The organism is Pseudomonas tehranensis (assembly GCF_014268615.1).
In the GTDB taxonomy this organism is placed as follows: domain Bacteria; phylum Pseudomonadota; class Gammaproteobacteria; order Pseudomonadales; family Pseudomonadaceae; genus Aquipseudomonas; species Aquipseudomonas tehranensis.
In genome coordinates, this window is the sequence record NZ_JABWQV010000001.1 from 199086 (window position 1) to 213606 (window position 14521).

A 14521-nucleotide genomic window follows, 5' to 3' on the forward strand; every position below is an offset into this window, starting at 1 on the left:
TGTTCCTGAGCCTTGGCATGGCGCGTGCTAACTGCACCGACATGACTATTTCAGACAAACGACTGCGCCGTCATCTGCTCACAGCAGTGCTCATCAAGCTGCTCGTGCTGGCAGTGCTGTGGTGGTTATTCATTGAGGATTTCCACGTCAGCGTTGATTCCAATGCGGTCGGCAACCGTTTCGGTGTACCCACCTCGGCTCAAGGGGCAAGCAAGTGATTTCAGAACAACTGGCGGATTTGTCGCGGCTGCAATTCGCCGCCACGGCGCTTTATCACTTCCTTTTCGTACCGCTCACCGTTGGCATGGTGTGGCTGCTGGTCATCATGGAAAGCGTCTATGTGATGACCGGGAATGTCATCTGGAAAGACATGACGCGTTTCTGGGGCAAGCTGTTTGGCATCAACTTCGCGCTGGGAGTGACCACGGGGATTACCCTGGAATTTCAGTTCGGTACCAACTGGGCCTACTACTCGCACTATGTCGGTGACATTTTCGGTGCCCCGTTGGCAATCGAAGGCTTGATGGCGTTCTTCCTCGAATCGACCATGATCGGGCTGTTCTTTTTTGGTTGGGACCGTCTCAAGAGACAGCATCACCTGCTGGTCACGCTGCTGATGGCCATCGGCACAAACCTGTCGGCGCTATGGATCCTGATCGCCAATGGCTGGATGCAGAACCCGGTGGGTTCAGAGTTCAGCTACATCACCATGCGCATGGAAATGGTCGATTTCTGGACGGTGGTGTTCAATCCGGTGGCGCAGGCCAAGTTTGTCCATACGGTTTCGGCCGGCTATGTCACCGGCTCTATGTTTGTGCTGTCGATCTCCAGTTGGTACTTACTCAAGCGTCGTGATGTCGAGTTTGCCAAACGGAGCTTTCGGGTCGCCGCGGCGTTCGGTCTGGCATCTGTACTCAGCGTGATCGTCCTGGGCGATGAGTCCGGTTACACGGTGGGAGAAGCACAGCAGACCAAACTGGCGGCCATGGAAGCCATGTGGGAAACAAAGCCGGCGCCGGCAGGCCTGACGTTGATCGCGAGCATCGATGAAGCTCAATCGCGAAATAACTGGGAGATCGAGGTGCCATGGGTGATGGGCCTGATTGGTACTCGTTCGGTCAGCAAGCAGATTCCCGGCATTCACGAAATCAAGGAAAAAAACCGCGCTCGCATCATCCGCGGTATTACCGCCGTCAATGCGCTGGAAGCACTGCGAGCCAATCGTAGCGATCCGGCGGCGTTCAAGACGTTCGAAGAATACAAGGCTGACTTGGGGTTCGGGCTGCTGCTTAAACGCTATGTCGAGGACGTCAACCAAGCCACGCCGGCCATGATCGAAACTGCAGTGAACGATACCGTTCCACGCGTGACGCCGATGTTCTGGGCGTTCCGGATCATGGTCGGCCTGGGTTTTGCGATGTTGATGCTCTTTGCACTGGCCTTCTGGAGCACGCTGAAGTCGGGCCGCACCCACCATCGCGGCTTGCTGCGCTGGGCACTTTACATGCTGCCGGCGCCGTGGATCGCCTGTGAACTGGGTTGGTTCGTTGCTGAATATGGCCGCCAGCCCTGGACTATCTACGGCGTACTGCCGACCCACATGAGCGTGTCCACGCTCAGCGTGAATAACCTGTATGGCTCGCTGGCCGGGTTCATCGTGTTCTACACCGTGTTGCTGGTGGTGGAGATGTTCCTGATGGTCAAGTTCGCCCGCCAGGGGCCTGGCAGCCTCGGTACAGGCCGTTATGTTCACGACGCCCATCTGAAGGAGCTTCACCATGCTTGATTACTTCACCTTGAAAATAATCTGGTGGGCGTTGGTCGGCGTCCTGCTGATCGGCTTTGCGATCATGGATGGTCATGACATGGGCGTCGGTACGCTGCTGCCATTCGTTGGCCGCAACGACCTGGAGCGGCGTGTTGTCATCAATACCGTCGGGCCGCACTGGGATGGCAATCAGGTCTGGTTCATCACCGCCGGCGGCGCCTTGTTCGCGGCGTGGCCTGTGGTCTACGCCACGGCTTTCAGTGGATTCTACTGGGCGATGATCCTGGTGCTCTGGGCGTTGTTCTTCCGCCCGGTGGGGTTTGACTACCGTAGCAAGATCCACAACGCCACCTGGCGCAGCACCTGGGATTGGGGGCTTTTTGTCGGCGGGGCGGTGCCTCCGCTGGTATTCGGGATTGCGTTTGGCAACTTGCTGCTGGGCGTGCCGTTTCACTTCAATGACTATCTGGTGTCCACCTACACCGGCAGCTTCTGGCAACTGCTCAATCCTTTCGCGCTGCTGTCCGGCGTTGTGAGCAGTGCAATGATCACCTTGCAGGGCGGCACTTATCTGGCCCATCGCACGGAGGGGGCTATCCAATCCCGGGCCGTAAAAGGTGCAGTGGCGGCGGCAATCGTGCTGGTGTGCTCATTCATCGTCGCCGGTATCTGGCTGCAATGGATTGACGGTTATCGCATTACCTCGCTCGTTGATACCGCGGCGCTGCCGGACATTCTCAGCAAGACCGTGGTGCGTGAACCTGGCGCCTGGATGACCAACTACGAGCGCTATCCATTGCTTTGGCTGCTGCCCGCCCTTGGATTGGGCGGTGCCGCCGGTGCCGCCCTGTTGTTGATGGTGCGCCGCACACTGTCAGCGTTTGTCGCCTCATCGCTGGCGGTGATTGGCGTGATCAGCACGGCGGGCGTCTCAATGTTCCCCTTCATCATGCCTTCATCAACGATGCCCGCAGCCAGCCTGACTGTGTGGGACAGCGTCTCCAGCCACCTCAGCCTGGCCATCATGTTCTGGGCCACGCTGATCTTCATGCCCCTGATCGTGATGTATACCTCCTGGGCGTATCGCGTCATGAGCGGCAAAGTCACCGTCGCCCAGATCAAAGCCAACGAACATTCAGCCTACTAGTGCCGGCAAAGGAGTAAACGATATGTGGTATTTCGCCTGGATGTTGGGCGTCGGCTTTGCGCTGTTGCTGGCGATATTGAATGCACTGTGGGGTGAGAACGAAGCGAGTCGGGCCTTGAGTGACAATGACGAGCAACAGCGATGACTCAGCAACGCTCGGATGCCCAGCCGTCTTCACGTATTCACCTGGCGAGTCTGATGATTGCCCTCGCGATCATGCTTGCCTGCACGTTGTACCCGCCGCTGATGGCAACTCCGGAGGGAAACGCTGATCACGCATTGGCGGTCGCTTTATTCGCAGCGATGAGTGTGGCTTTCGTCAGGGGTGTGGGTTTTATCCCGCGGATGAGGGTCTGGCGCTGGCTGTTTTCAGGCTGGACCTGCAGTGCGACCCTGGCGTTGGTGGGCTGGCTGATGTTCGTGCGGTGAGCGCAAGTTGCGCGCTCGATAAAGCCACATAGAACGGCGACAGTAGTTTTTTCCTGCGCCGTTCATTTTTTGTCCGTGATGATCGAAAGCAACTCACCCTAGGTTACTTGACCAAGGTAATCGGGATACTGGACAGCTGGATGACTTTGGCCGCGACAGAGCCCAGGAAGATGCCTTCGAGAAAACCACTGCCGTGCGAACCCAGGATGATGCTGTCGCACCCCAGGGATTTGGAGCACGCCACGATTCTGGTGGCCGCGTCGCCGTGCAACGTATGGAAGGTGAAGGCGATGCCTTGCTGCTTCAGAAGCGCGATTGCCTTTTGCGCATCTTCGGCACTCTTGCCGTCGTAGTAATCGTCAAGTTCATCCTTTCTCATGGTTTGCGCGATGCGAGTGGGTAAAAATGACTGAACATTCACCAGATGTACCTCCACGCTGCCTCCCAATAGTCCGCCGTTCTGGATCAGCCCAATGAGGTAATGCACTACACGTTCGGAGTGCTCTGAACCATCGACTGCGACCAATACTTTATGCATTTTGCGTATCCTCTTTCAGTGTCATGACTTCGGGCGCTGTCCCACTAGGAGCGTAGCGCTCCTGGGGTCGGTCAACCGTAGCCGAATCTGTTTTTCCGTTTCGATGATTGCAAAGAGCGCGACGCCCACAGCGATAATCAATAGCCCATCCATAAAGGGAATCGCTTGCGTGGCAAACACCCTTTGCAGGGGAGGCGCGTAGGTGATGGCGAACTGGGCGAAGGTTACCACTGCAACGGTCAGCCACACGACTTTTGTACCTCTGACGGCCTTCCAGGTGAGTGAGGTGCCGTAAAGATTGCGTATGAAGAACAGGTGGAATATTTCCATCACCACCAGCGTGTTGACGGCGATCGTGCGGGCCAACTCCACCGGGTAACCCCGGTCCAGTGCGTAGGTAAAAATGCCGTAGACGCCGCAAAGAAACAGGATCGAAACCAGCACCATGTGCCAGATCAAGGCGCCGCTTATCAATGGCTCGTGCCTTGAGCGCGGCGGCCGGCGCATGGTGTTTTCTTCGGTCGGTTCGAACGCCAGGGCGATCCCCAGCGTGATCGCGGTAATCAGGTTGATCCACAAGATCTGGATCGGTGTTACCGGCAGGGTGAAGCCAAACAGCAGCGCGACAATAATGGTCATGGTTTCGCCCGCGTTGGTGGGCAACGTCCAGCTCAACACCTTCTTGATGTTGTCGTAGACCGTCCGGCCTTCACGCACCGCAGCCACGATAGAGGCAAAGTTATCATCGGCCAGCACCAGGTCTGCCGCCTCTTTTGCCGCCTCACTGCCTTTGTCACCCATGGCGATGCCAGCGTCGGCGCGTTTGAGCGCGGGCGCATCGTTGACGCCATCGCCGGTCATGGCCACGGTCATGCCGTTCGATTGCAGCAACATCACCAGCCGCAGCTTATGTTCGGGGCTGGTGCGGGCGAAGATGTTCACGTCCTTGAGCGCTTCTTTGAGCGTGGCGTCGTTCATCGCGTCCAGGTCGACGCCGGTCAGCACCTTGTCGGGATTTTGCAGACCGATTTGCGCGCCGATGGCGGCGGCGGTGCCGAAGTGATCGCCGGTGATCATCTTGACTGCGATACCGGCCGCCTGGCATTGCTGGACCGCCTGGATCGTTTCAGGGCGAGGCGGGTCAATCATGCCCGTCATGCCAAGCAGGGTCAGCGAACCCTGCACGTCGCCAAACTCCAGCACGGTGTGCTCGGACGGCACAGGCCGGCTGGCAAACGCCAGCACGCGCTGACCTTTGCTGGCAATGGCGTTTGCCTGTTGGTGCCAATAGTCAGCATTGAGCGGCTCTGTGGCGCCGCTGCTGCCACGCTGTTGCGCGCACATGGCCAGGATCTGTTCCGGTGCACCTTTTACATAGATGGACGCCTGTCGCTCATGGTTGTGGTGCAGCGTCGCCATGAAGCGGTGTTTGGCGTCAAACGGAATCGCGTCGGTGCGGGGCCAGGTGTGTCGCTCTTCTTCACCATCGATCCCGGCCTTCACGGAAAACGCCAGCAGCGCGCCTTCCATGGGGTCGCCCTCGACCTTCCAGGTGGCTTCGTGCTGTCTCAACACCGCGTCATTGCAAAGCGAGGCGGCGCGTCCCAGTTCGGCTAACGTGGGGTGGTTGGAGGTGTCAATCAACTGGTCGGCCAGGTTCATGTTGCCCGACGGTTGATAACCGGCACCGTCGACGGTGAAGGTGAGATCACTGGTGACGACCGAGGCGACCATCATTTCGTTGCGGGTGAGGGTGCCGGTCTTGTCCGTGCAGATGACCGAAACCGAGCCCAGCGTTTCAATGGCGGGCAGGCGACGCACGATAGCGTTGCGCCGGGCCATCGCGCGAACGCCAACCGCCAGGGTAATGGTGAGTACGGCGGGCAGTCCTTCGGGGATGGCGGCGACCGACATGCCCACCACCACCATGAAGATCTCGTTGAATGCGTAATGGCCGACAAAATGACCGTAAACCAGTAACAGCCCCGCAACGAGCAGAATCAGAATCGTCAGCCAGCGCGCGAAGACGTTCATTTGCTGGACCAGCGGAGTGGTCAGTGTCTCGACTTCTGACAACAGATTGCTGATGCGCCCGATCTCGGCCGCCGTTGCGGTGGCCACAACGACCCCGGTGGCCTGTCCGCAGGTCACCAGGGTGCCACTGAAGGCCATGCAGGCACGATCACCCAGGGCCGCTCCAAGGCGCACAGGTTCAATGTGTTTTTCGACGGGGGCGGATTCACCGGTGAGGATGGCTTCCTGGATCTGCAGCCTGTTGGCGTGCAGCAGACGCAGGTCCGCGGGGACTTTGTCACCGGCCTCCAGTAACACAATATCGCCCGGTACCAACTCCTCACCTGCAACACTTAAACGTTGGCCGGCACGAATCACGGCTGCATGTGGTGCCAGCATCTGCCGGATCGCGTCCATGGCTTTTTCCGCTTTGCCTTCCTGGACATAACCAATCACGGCGTTGGCCACCACCACCGCCAGAATGACCACCGTATCCCAAAGGTGTTGCAGCAGCGCGGTGATCGCCGCAGAGCCCAGCAGCACATAAATCAGGATGTTGTGAAACTGCAACAGAAACCGCAGCCACGCCGGTCGCCGGGCCGATTCCGGCAAGCGATTGAGGCCTGTGTGCGCGAGCCGGGCTTGAACTTCGGCGTCGTTGAGCCCGGTGTGTTCATTGACCTCAAGCCGCTTGAGCACCTGCTGCGCAGGTAACGTGTACCAAGCCTCGGCATCCACGGGAGTCGGATTTTGCTCGGTCGATGCGTTGCTCGGTCGGTTCATCCGTCCATCTTCCCTGTGCTCGTTCCTGTCAATCCATCTTCTGCGGTGCAATCACCCACAGGCTGCACGGCATCTTGTACATCAGCCCTTCCACGGTGCTGCCGATCAGCTTGTCCAGGCCCGTGTAACGCACGCGCCCCATGACAATGACATCAATGTCATGGGATGCAGCGTAGCTGGCCAGCACCTTGGCCGGGTCGCCCATGATCATGCGCCGTTGTTCCGGCGCGATGCCGTTGCGCTCGGCCAGCGCATCGAAGGCTTCGCCCTGGGATTCGTAAAGCTGCCGGGCCAGGGTCGAGGAGAAGAACATCGAGCCACTGCCGAACCCGTATTCCGAGGCGGTGATGGACGATAGGTCATAGGCGTAGATGACTTCCAGGCTCGCGTCGCAGGAGGAGGCCAGTTTGTTGGCTTCGCTCAGGATCCGATCGTTGAGGCCTTCGTAGCGCCCATCGAGATGAAACGGGTCAATGGCAGCGAGAATCTTGTGCGGCCGGGCGTGAATGACTTTGTTGACGAAGTGCAGCGGTACGTCACTTTCGCGCAGAAGATGTACATCCAGCGGCGTGAACATCAGGCGCGAGAACCAGGATTCATGCTCCACCGTCTTGATCAGCGCATCCATCGGCTGCTCTTTGAGGTGGATCAGGATTTCCTGCAATGGCCGCTCGACCCACGTCACTTCGGTCGTGACTTCGATGCCGAGCTTGCGCAGTGGCCTGGCCTGCTCTTCCAGCCAGTGGCGATGGCGTTCAACGTAACCCAGGCGCATCTGCTCCAGTGCCTGTTCATTGACCAGGTTGGCGGTGGCCAGGCCTTCGAGGTAGTCGAAGGCCACGATATGCAGCGCGGCGCCTTCGGCCTTGGCCAGCGCCGCGGCCCGGTCGAAGGCCGGGCTGTGTTCCATCAGCGGCGAGACGACCAGCATCAAACGTGATTGCGTGGACATGACAAACCTCCCGAGCATTGGCGTGTTGGCACCGGGCGACTGTTCGCGCGGCGTGGTATCAGGCCTTGATCATGATCGCATCGGGCGCCGGCAAGTTGATTTGCATCAAACCCAGTCCAGAAGCGTGGTATCAATGCGCACGACGCTGGGCAATAGCGCTATGTTTGATCATGAATCCGGCCAGGGACTACCCTGGACCCAGGTATAACCGCAACCCTCAGTATAGAACCGCTGCCATGACCGAGACCCTGGGCTTTGCCAATGCCGCCGCCGCGCTTGGAATCGGCCTGTTGATCGGGTTAGAGCGCGAGCGACGCAAAGGCGAGGGCGTCAGACGCGATTTTGCCGGTCTGCGGACCTTTGCCATTACTTCATTGCTGGGGTATGTCACGGCGCAGGCTGGCGGCGTCTTGTTGCTGGGGTTCGTGGCGCTTGCGCTAGGAGCCCTGGTGACGGTGGCCTATTGGAAAAACCTCGACCAGGACCCCGGTATCACCAGCGAAGTGGCGTTATTCGCGGCGCTCGCGTTGGGGGCGCTCTGCATGACCGCCCCGACCCTTGCGATCGCGATTGGGGTGGTGATGGCCGGTCTGCTCGCCAGCCGCCAGGCGCTGCACCACTTTGCCCGCAATCAATTGACCGCAGCCGAAATGCGTGACGGGCTAGTGCTGTTGATCGCCGCGCTGGTGGTGCTGCCGCTGGTGCCGGATCGTTTCCTCGGGCCTTACGATGCGATCAACCCGCGCACTATCTGTATGTTGACGGTCATGTTGATGGCTGTGGGCGCGCTGGGGCATGTTGCGGTGCGGACCCTCGGCACTCGCTACGGTTACGCCCTCAGCGCGGTTGCCTCGGGCTTCGCCTCGGCCACGCTGACCGTTGCGACCATGGGTAACATCGCCGCGAAAGAGCCGGTCAATCTCAAGGTGCTGAGCGCCGCAGCCGTGTTATCCAATCTGGCGACAGTGGCGCAAATGGGGCTGATCCTCGGTGCCGTAGAACCGGCCCTGCTGCTTTGGATGTGGGGCCCGCTGCTCTGCGGCCTGCTGACAACATTGATCTACGCCGGGGTGCTGATGTTTCCGCGCCCAAGGGCTCGGGCGGATGAACCCATCAAGCGCGGCGGGGCCTTCAACCTCAAACTGGCCTTGACGGTAGTCCTGGCGATGGCCGGTATCACGGTCCTGTCGTCGGCGATGCTTGCCGAGTTCGGGCAAGCCGGCGTAACCGTCACCGCGATGTTCAGCGGGCTGGTTGACGCGCATGCCTCGATTGCTTCCGTTGCCTCCTTGGCGAAGGCCGGGTTGTTGCCCCTGGAGGGCATCGCCGTACCGGCCCTGGTGGCGATGAGCAGCAACTCCCTGAGTAAATGCGCAGTGGCCTGGCTCAGTGGCGGACGGCGTTTCGCCGGGTATGTCATTCCTGGCCAAGTGCTGGTGACGCTGGCGATGTGGGCCGGTGTGCTACTCCCGAACCTGTGAGCCTATTGGTGGCAGTTTGATGAAGATCAAGTCCCGCCCGCGGCATGCGTTCATTCTGGAACCCTCAATCCCCAAGGGGGCTGCCGCCCCGTGCCGAGGTGTTCCATGTCCCAGACCCAACGTTTGTTGTTATTGGCACCCGATGCCATGACCCGTTCGCCTGCGTTCGACCGCGCCACCGAACTGGCCTTGGCGTTGGATTTACCCCTGCACATCGTCGCCATCGACTATCTGGAGGTGCTGTCGGTGGCTGGTCTTTTTGCGCCAGAGCAGGTCAAGCAGGCCCGCGACGGGTATCTGGAAACGCACCGGCACTGGTTATGGCAACAGGCTGAGCTGGCGCGCCGCCATGGGGTGGAGGCGACGAGCGAGGTGGTCTGGGGCAAAGACGCTTATCAGGCCTTGCAGCAGTACGTCAAAGAGATGCCATTGGCTCTGATCATCAAGGACGCCGAGCCTGAACCGGTGATGAAGCGGATTTTCTTCACGCCCATGGACTGGCGCCTGCTGCGGGACTGCCCGGTGCCGGTGCACCTGGTCACTGATGCGCGTCATCCGCGGCCGCGGCAGGTTCTGGCGATCGTCGATGTGCTGCGCAGCGAGGAGCAGGACCTGGTGTTCAACGATCGGATCGTCGATGCCGCCGTGAAACTGGCTGAACAATGCAACGCCCAGGTTGAGTTGCTGCATGCCTTCGACTGGACGGCGGTGTACGCCGCCGATATGGGCGTGGGCGCGCTGCCGCTGGCCACCGGGCTCTATGAAGCATTGGGGCAGGCGCAGCATGAAGTGTTTGAATCCCTGGCCGAGCGTCACGGTGTCCCGCCGCCGCAGCGTCACTTCATCGAAGGTGCGCCGCTGAGCAGCATCTGCACTTTCGCCACCGATCATCAATGCGACGTCATTGTCATGGGTACGACACAGCATCGAGGCCTGGACAAGCACCTGGGCAGCACCGCCGAGCAGGTGCTGCAACGGGCACCTTGCAGCGTATGGGCAATCAAGCCGGGGGAGTGAAGGCAGAGGCAACGCTGCGCGGGCCCTGGAACGGGTCCCGCGCAATCAGCCATGGCTACAGATAGAGCCGGTGGATGACCTGCCGGGCGTCGTCGGGATCGGTGCGGGTTTCAAATCCCAGACTGTGGGCCAGCTCCCGCATCGGGGCGTTATCGGCGGCGTCGATGGAATACAGCTGGCGGAAGCCATTCTTGCGGGCCGCCTCTATCAAATGCTCCATCAGCAACGTACCCAGCCCCAAATGCTGCCATTGATCGGCGACGGTCACGGCGCATTCACATTCGTCTTCACGGGTGGCGCTATAACGGCTGACGCCGATTTCGATCAACTGACCGTTGTCGTGGGCCAGGGCGATATAGGCCATGCGCGTCTTGCAGTCGATGTCCATCAATTGGTCGAGCATCGCCGCACCGGGTTCATTGATTTGCGCCAGAAAACGCATGTGCCGGGACTCCGGCGACAGACGCTTGATGAAGTCATATTCGCGCTGGCGATCTTCTTCCTTCAATGGCCTGATCAGCACGTGCCGGCCATCTCTGAGCGCCTGGATCCAGTGCTTGCCGCTGATACTGGCGTACATGGCTGCGGCGCGTTCATTGTGGTCTTTGACGTTGAGCATGATGTGTTCCTCCATCGGGTGTGAACCTTCGGCGCGGCAAAGGCCGCGCATTCATCACTGTTCTACGCCGGCGTGGCAGATCGATTCTGATCTGGATCAGTGCTCGCGAATCCACTCGTCGATGATCAATGCCTGGGAGCAGTCAAACCTGTGGGAGCAAGGCTTGCCCGCGATGAACGTTCATGCGGTCCACCTGAAGACCTGGGTGCCTGCATCGCGAGCAAGCTTTGCTCCCACAGGTATGTGCATGCAGTTGATAAAGATCAAGCCGCCCCAGGGGGGACAAGCGCAGGCTGTTGCACATGCCAGAGAGGGACCGCTGGGGACCTGATGGCGAACAGATCAGTGGAGGTGTGTAATGGAGCAGTACCAACGTTTGCTATTGATCGTTGAAGCCGACCTGCATCCGTCTGCCGCGCTGCGTCGGGCCTGTGCCCTGGCCAGGGTCAGCGGCGCGGTCTTGCATTTGTGCGCATTCGTTCAACCACCGCCGCACACCCATTTGTGGGGCGAAAAAGACGATGAAGCGACGCTTCAGCGCTATATGCACCGCTATCGTCGCTGGATGGTGGAGGAAGCGGCGCTGCTCAAAGAGCAAGGGCTGGACGTGACGACACACGTGGTCTGGACCACTCATCCATTGCTGGACATCCTGCGTTACGTCGAACAGTTTCAGCCCGACTTGCTGATCAAGGATGTGACCCTCGAACCGCTGCTCAAGCGTGTTTTCGTGACACCTCTGGACTGCCATCTGCTGCGCGATTGCCCGGTGCCGGTGCATCTGGTCAATCGCGCCACCCACAGCTTGCCGCGCCGGGTTGTGGCGGCGGTGGACCCCGCCAATCCGCAGGCCAACGCCTTGAACGAGCGCATTATCCAGGCCGCCGGGGCAATGGCCCTGCAATGCAATGCCCCGCTGCATCTGCTGCACGCCTGCGACCTGTCACCGGCCTTCAACGGCGAGGTCTCGTTGCTGGCAGGGGCCGGGGATGAAGACTTTGCCGAGGCCTTGCGAGAGTCGCTGCACGCTGCATTCATCAATTTGGCCGAGCGCTGGAACGTGCCTCCCGAGCGCCGGCACTTCGTCATTGGCCTGCCGGTGCCGGTGATTCATGAGTTCCTCGATGAGTTCGAGGTTGATGTGGTGGTGATGGGCACCGAACAACGTCTGGGTCTGGACCGTCTGATCGGCAGCACGACGGAGCGGGCACTGTATTCGGTGTCGGGCAGTCTGTTGGCGGTCAGGGCATGAGGAGGGCGCTGATTCTGATGTAAATCAAGTCGGGCTTGTTCAAGCGCTCCAGAATCAGGATGGCAGGCGGTTCGATAGTGGTTCAAGCGATCAGGCAGGTCGCGGGTAAGCGAGCCTCTTTAGGAGAATGTGATGACTGATTTTCTTAGCCCCGATCAACTGGAAGGCATTGACGCCTACTGGCGCGCCTCCAATTACCTGGCCGTGGGCCAGATTTACCTCAAGGACAACCCGTTGCTGCGCAAGCCGCTGCAACTGGGCCACGTCAAGCCGCGCCTGTTGGGTCACTGGGGCACGACACCGGGGTTGAACCTGGTCTACGTGCATCTCAATCACCTGATCAAGACCCACGACCTGGACATGATCCTGATCACCGGCCCTGGGCACGGCGGACCGGCCATCGTCGCCCAGAGCTATCTGGAGGGCAGCTTTACCCAGTGTTATCCCTCGGTGGAACAGAACGAAAACGGGATGCTGCGCTTGTTCCGGCAGTTTTCCTGGCCCTACGGGTTGTCCAGTCATGTCTCGGCGCAGATTCCAGGTTCCATCCATGAAGGGGGAGAGCTGGGTTATTGCCTGGCCCATGCCTACGGAGCGGCGTTCGACAACCCTGACCTGATCGTGACCTGCGTCATCGGTGACGGTGAAGCCGAAACCGGTACGCTGGCGGCGAGCTGGCATTCCAACAAGTTTCTCAACCCCAGGCGTGACGGCGCCGTGTTGCCGATCTTGCACCTTAACGGTTTCAAGATCGCCAACCCCACGCTGCTTTCGCGTATCAGTGAAGACGAGCTGTCAGCCCTCATGTACGGCTATGGCTACGACCCATATTTTGTCGAAGGCGACGACCCCCACACCGTTCATCAGCAACTGGCGATGGTCCTGGACGGCATGCTGCTCAAGATCCGCGAAATCCAGCGTACGGCCCGTGCGGACTCCTCGGGACGTGAACTGGAGCGGCCACTGTGGCCTATGCTGGTGCTGCGCACGCCCAAGGGCTGGACCGGTCCGCGATTCGTCGATGGTCAGCAGGTCGAGGGCACCTGGCGTTCTCATCAGGTGCCGTTGAGTCACTTCGAACAGCCCATGCATCTGACGCAACTGCAACAATGGCTTGAGAGTTACCGGCCACAGGAACTGTTTGACGCCAACGGAGCGTTGCTGCCGGATATCGCGGCGCTGGCGCCCACAGGGCATCGGCGTCTGGGCGCCAATCCCCACGCCAATGGCGGCTTGCTCCTGCAGCCACTTGAGCTGCCGCGGTTTACCGATTATGCCGTGCAGTTTTCCGCGCCCGGCAGCGTGCAGGCAGAGTCCACTCGGGTACTGGGTGGTTTTGTGCGCGACGTGATGAAGCAAAACCTCAAGGCTGGCAACTTTCGCCTGTTCGGCCCCGACGAAACCGCGTCCAATCGCCTTGATGCGGTGTATGAGGTCAGTGGCAAGACCTGGATGGCGGCGCAGGAAACAGGCGATACGAATCTGGACTGCGACGGCCGGGTGATGGAAATTCTCAGCGAGCAGGTGTGTGAAGGCTGGCTTGAAGGGTATTTGCTGACCGGTCGTCATGGGTTGTTCTCCTGCTACGAAGCGTTCGTCCATATCGTCGACTCGATGTTCAACCAACACGCCAAGTGGCTCAAGACCGCCGCCCAGATTCCCTGGCGCGCACCGATCGCCTCGCTGAACTACCTGCTCACGTCCCATGTCTGGCGTCAGGACCACAACGGCTTTTCCCATCAGGACCCGGGGTTCATTGATCTGGTGGCGAACAAAAGCGCGGACGTGGTGCGTATCTACCTGCCGCCGGATGCCAACTGCCTGTTATCCGTGGCCGACCACTGCCTCAAGAGTCGCAATTACATCAATGTGATCGTGGCCGGCAAACAGCCGGAGTGGCAGTGGCTGGACATCGACTCGGCCATCCGCCATTGCATGGCCGGCGCTGGCCGCTGGGCCTTCGCCTGCAAGGACGATGAAGACCCTGATGTGGTAATGGCCTGTGCCGGTGACGTGCCGACCCTGGAAACCCTGGCCGCCGTGACCCTGCTGCGCGAATACGTCCCCGACCTGCGAGTGCGAGTGGTCAATGTGGTCGACCTGATGGTGTTGCAACCGCCGCAACAGCATTCCCACGGGTTGCCGGAGGCCATGTTCGATGAGCTGTTCACCGTGGACAAACCGGTGATTTTCGCTTTCCACGGCTATCCTTCATTGATCCATCGCTTGGTCTACAAACGCCACAACCATGACAATTTCCATGTGCGCGGTTTCATGGAGGAGGGGGCCACAACCACACCGTTCGACATGGCGGTCATCAATCACCTGGATCGCTACCAACTGGCCCTGGATGTCATCCAGCGGGTCCCACGCTTGCAACCGCTGGTGGAAGGCGCCCGCGACCGCTACTGGGCCACCATGGAGAAGCACCAGCTCTACCTGATCGAACATGGGCAGGACATGCCCGAGGTCTTGAACTGGCACTGGACGCCAGCGCCGGCTTGATTGTCCTGTGCAGGTCA

13 protein-coding genes are annotated in these 14521 nt (G+C 59.9%); 9 read left to right on the forward strand and 4 right to left on the reverse strand.

Annotated elements, in window-relative coordinates; all coding sequences use genetic code 11:
* Window positions 1–17: 17 nt before the first annotated feature.
* Genes cydP through HU811_RS00910 form a run of 5 tightly spaced genes read left to right on the forward strand, consistent with a single transcriptional unit; the run spans window position 18 to window position 3344 of the window.
* Complete coding sequence (gene cydP / locus HU811_RS00890) at window positions 18–218, forward strand: cytochrome oxidase putative small subunit CydP (RefSeq protein ID WP_092454559.1); 201 nt, start codon at window positions 18–20, stop codon at window positions 216–218.
* Window positions 215–1786: a cytochrome ubiquinol oxidase subunit I gene (locus tag HU811_RS00895; RefSeq protein WP_186653299.1), complete on the forward strand. Its 1572-nt coding sequence runs from the start codon at window positions 215–217 to the stop codon at window positions 1784–1786. The genes cydP and HU811_RS00895 overlap by 4 nt, the downstream gene beginning before the upstream one ends.
* Window positions 1779–2915, forward strand: coding sequence for a cytochrome d ubiquinol oxidase subunit II (gene cydB, locus HU811_RS00900; protein ID WP_186653301.1), 1137 nt, complete (start codon window positions 1779–1781; stop codon window positions 2913–2915). The genes HU811_RS00895 and cydB overlap by 8 nt, the downstream gene beginning before the upstream one ends.
* A gap of 22 nt (window positions 2916–2937) precedes the next feature.
* Window positions 2938–3060, forward strand: coding sequence for a cytochrome bd-I oxidase subunit CydX (gene cydX, locus HU811_RS00905; protein ID WP_092454552.1), 123 nt, complete (start codon window positions 2938–2940; stop codon window positions 3058–3060).
* Complete coding sequence (locus HU811_RS00910; protein ID WP_186653304.1) at window positions 3057–3344, forward strand: cyd operon YbgE family protein; 288 nt, start codon at window positions 3057–3059, stop codon at window positions 3342–3344. The genes cydX and HU811_RS00910 overlap by 4 nt, the downstream gene beginning before the upstream one ends.
* A 103-nt stretch (window positions 3345–3447) precedes the next feature.
* Here the strand turns inward: HU811_RS00910 and HU811_RS00915 are convergent, their stop codons facing one another.
* The 3 genes from HU811_RS00915 to HU811_RS00925 are packed head-to-tail and all read right to left on the reverse strand — an operon-like array spanning window position 3448 to window position 7630.
* Complete coding sequence (locus tag HU811_RS00915; protein WP_186653305.1) at window positions 3448–3882, reverse strand: universal stress protein; 435 nt, start codon at window positions 3880–3882, stop codon at window positions 3448–3450.
* Between the two features lie 21 nt (window positions 3883–3903).
* The gene (locus HU811_RS00920; protein ID WP_186653306.1) at window positions 3904–6678 is read right to left on the reverse strand and encodes a cation-transporting P-type ATPase; all 2775 of its coding nucleotides are present in this window, start codon (window positions 6676–6678) and stop codon (window positions 3904–3906) included.
* A 28-nt stretch (window positions 6679–6706) separates the two neighbouring features.
* Window positions 6707–7630, reverse strand: coding sequence for a universal stress protein (locus HU811_RS00925; protein ID WP_186653307.1), 924 nt, complete (start codon window positions 7628–7630; stop codon window positions 6707–6709).
* Window positions 7631–7866: 236 nt separating this feature from the next.
* Here HU811_RS00925 and HU811_RS00930 point away from each other — a divergent pair, with 236 nt between their 5' ends.
* Both HU811_RS00930 and HU811_RS00935 read left to right on the forward strand, forming a co-directional pair.
* On the forward strand, window positions 7867–9111 hold the full coding sequence (locus tag HU811_RS00930; RefSeq protein ID WP_186653308.1) for an MgtC/SapB family protein: 1245 nt from the start codon (window positions 7867–7869) through the stop codon (window positions 9109–9111).
* A gap of 105 nt (window positions 9112–9216) precedes the next feature.
* A complete protein-coding gene (locus HU811_RS00935; RefSeq protein WP_186653309.1) occupies window positions 9217–10128 on the forward strand; it encodes a universal stress protein in 912 nt (303 codons plus the stop codon).
* A 55-nt stretch (window positions 10129–10183) separates the two neighbouring features.
* On the opposite strand, the gene HU811_RS00940 is transcribed toward HU811_RS00935, so the two are convergent.
* Window positions 10184–10747 carry a GNAT family N-acetyltransferase gene (locus tag HU811_RS00940; RefSeq protein WP_186653310.1) on the reverse strand — a complete coding sequence of 188 codons (564 nt, stop codon included), beginning with the start codon at window positions 10745–10747 and terminating at the stop codon, window positions 10184–10186.
* 358 nt (window positions 10748–11105) lie between these two features.
* Between HU811_RS00940 and HU811_RS00945 the strand changes: the two genes are divergently transcribed.
* Together HU811_RS00945 and HU811_RS00950 are read left to right on the forward strand one after the other, a co-directional pair.
* On the forward strand, window positions 11106–11999 hold the full coding sequence (locus tag HU811_RS00945) for a universal stress protein (protein WP_186653311.1): 894 nt from the start codon (window positions 11106–11108) through the stop codon (window positions 11997–11999).
* A 132-nt stretch (window positions 12000–12131) separates the two neighbouring features.
* The gene (locus HU811_RS00950) at window positions 12132–14504 is read left to right on the forward strand and encodes a phosphoketolase family protein (protein ID WP_186653314.1); all 2373 of its coding nucleotides are present in this window, start codon (window positions 12132–12134) and stop codon (window positions 14502–14504) included.
* Window positions 14505–14521: the final 17 nt, after the last annotated feature.

Excerpts from the sequence above, each read along its gene's own strand:
- cydX (WP_092454552.1), top strand. The coding sequence starts at position 2,938 with ATGTGGTATTTCGCCTGGATGTTGGGCGTCGGCTTTGCGCTGTTGCTG.
- HU811_RS00920 (WP_186653306.1), bottom strand. The coding sequence starts at position 6,678 with ATGAACCGACCGAGCAACGCATCGACCGAGCAAAATCCGACTCCCGTG.
- cydB (WP_186653301.1), top strand. The coding sequence starts at position 1,779 with ATGCTTGATTACTTCACCTTGAAAATAATCTGGTGGGCGTTGGTCGGC.
- HU811_RS00930 (WP_186653308.1), top strand. The coding sequence starts at position 7,867 with ATGACCGAGACCCTGGGCTTTGCCAATGCCGCCGCCGCGCTTGGAATC.
- HU811_RS00940 (WP_186653310.1), bottom strand. The coding sequence starts at position 10,747 with ATGCTCAACGTCAAAGACCACAATGAACGCGCCGCAGCCATGTACGCC.
- cydP (WP_092454559.1), top strand. The coding sequence starts at position 18 with ATGGCGCGTGCTAACTGCACCGACATGACTATTTCAGACAAACGACTG.
- HU811_RS00935 (WP_186653309.1), top strand. The coding sequence starts at position 9,217 with ATGTCCCAGACCCAACGTTTGTTGTTATTGGCACCCGATGCCATGACC.
- HU811_RS00915 (WP_186653305.1), bottom strand. The coding sequence starts at position 3,882 with ATGCATAAAGTATTGGTCGCAGTCGATGGTTCAGAGCACTCCGAACGT.
- HU811_RS00910 (WP_186653304.1), top strand. The coding sequence starts at position 3,057 with ATGACTCAGCAACGCTCGGATGCCCAGCCGTCTTCACGTATTCACCTG.
- HU811_RS00945 (WP_186653311.1), top strand. The coding sequence starts at position 11,106 with ATGGAGCAGTACCAACGTTTGCTATTGATCGTTGAAGCCGACCTGCAT.
- HU811_RS00925 (WP_186653307.1), bottom strand. The coding sequence starts at position 7,630 with ATGTCCACGCAATCACGTTTGATGCTGGTCGTCTCGCCGCTGATGGAA.
- HU811_RS00950 (WP_186653314.1), top strand. The coding sequence starts at position 12,132 with ATGACTGATTTTCTTAGCCCCGATCAACTGGAAGGCATTGACGCCTAC.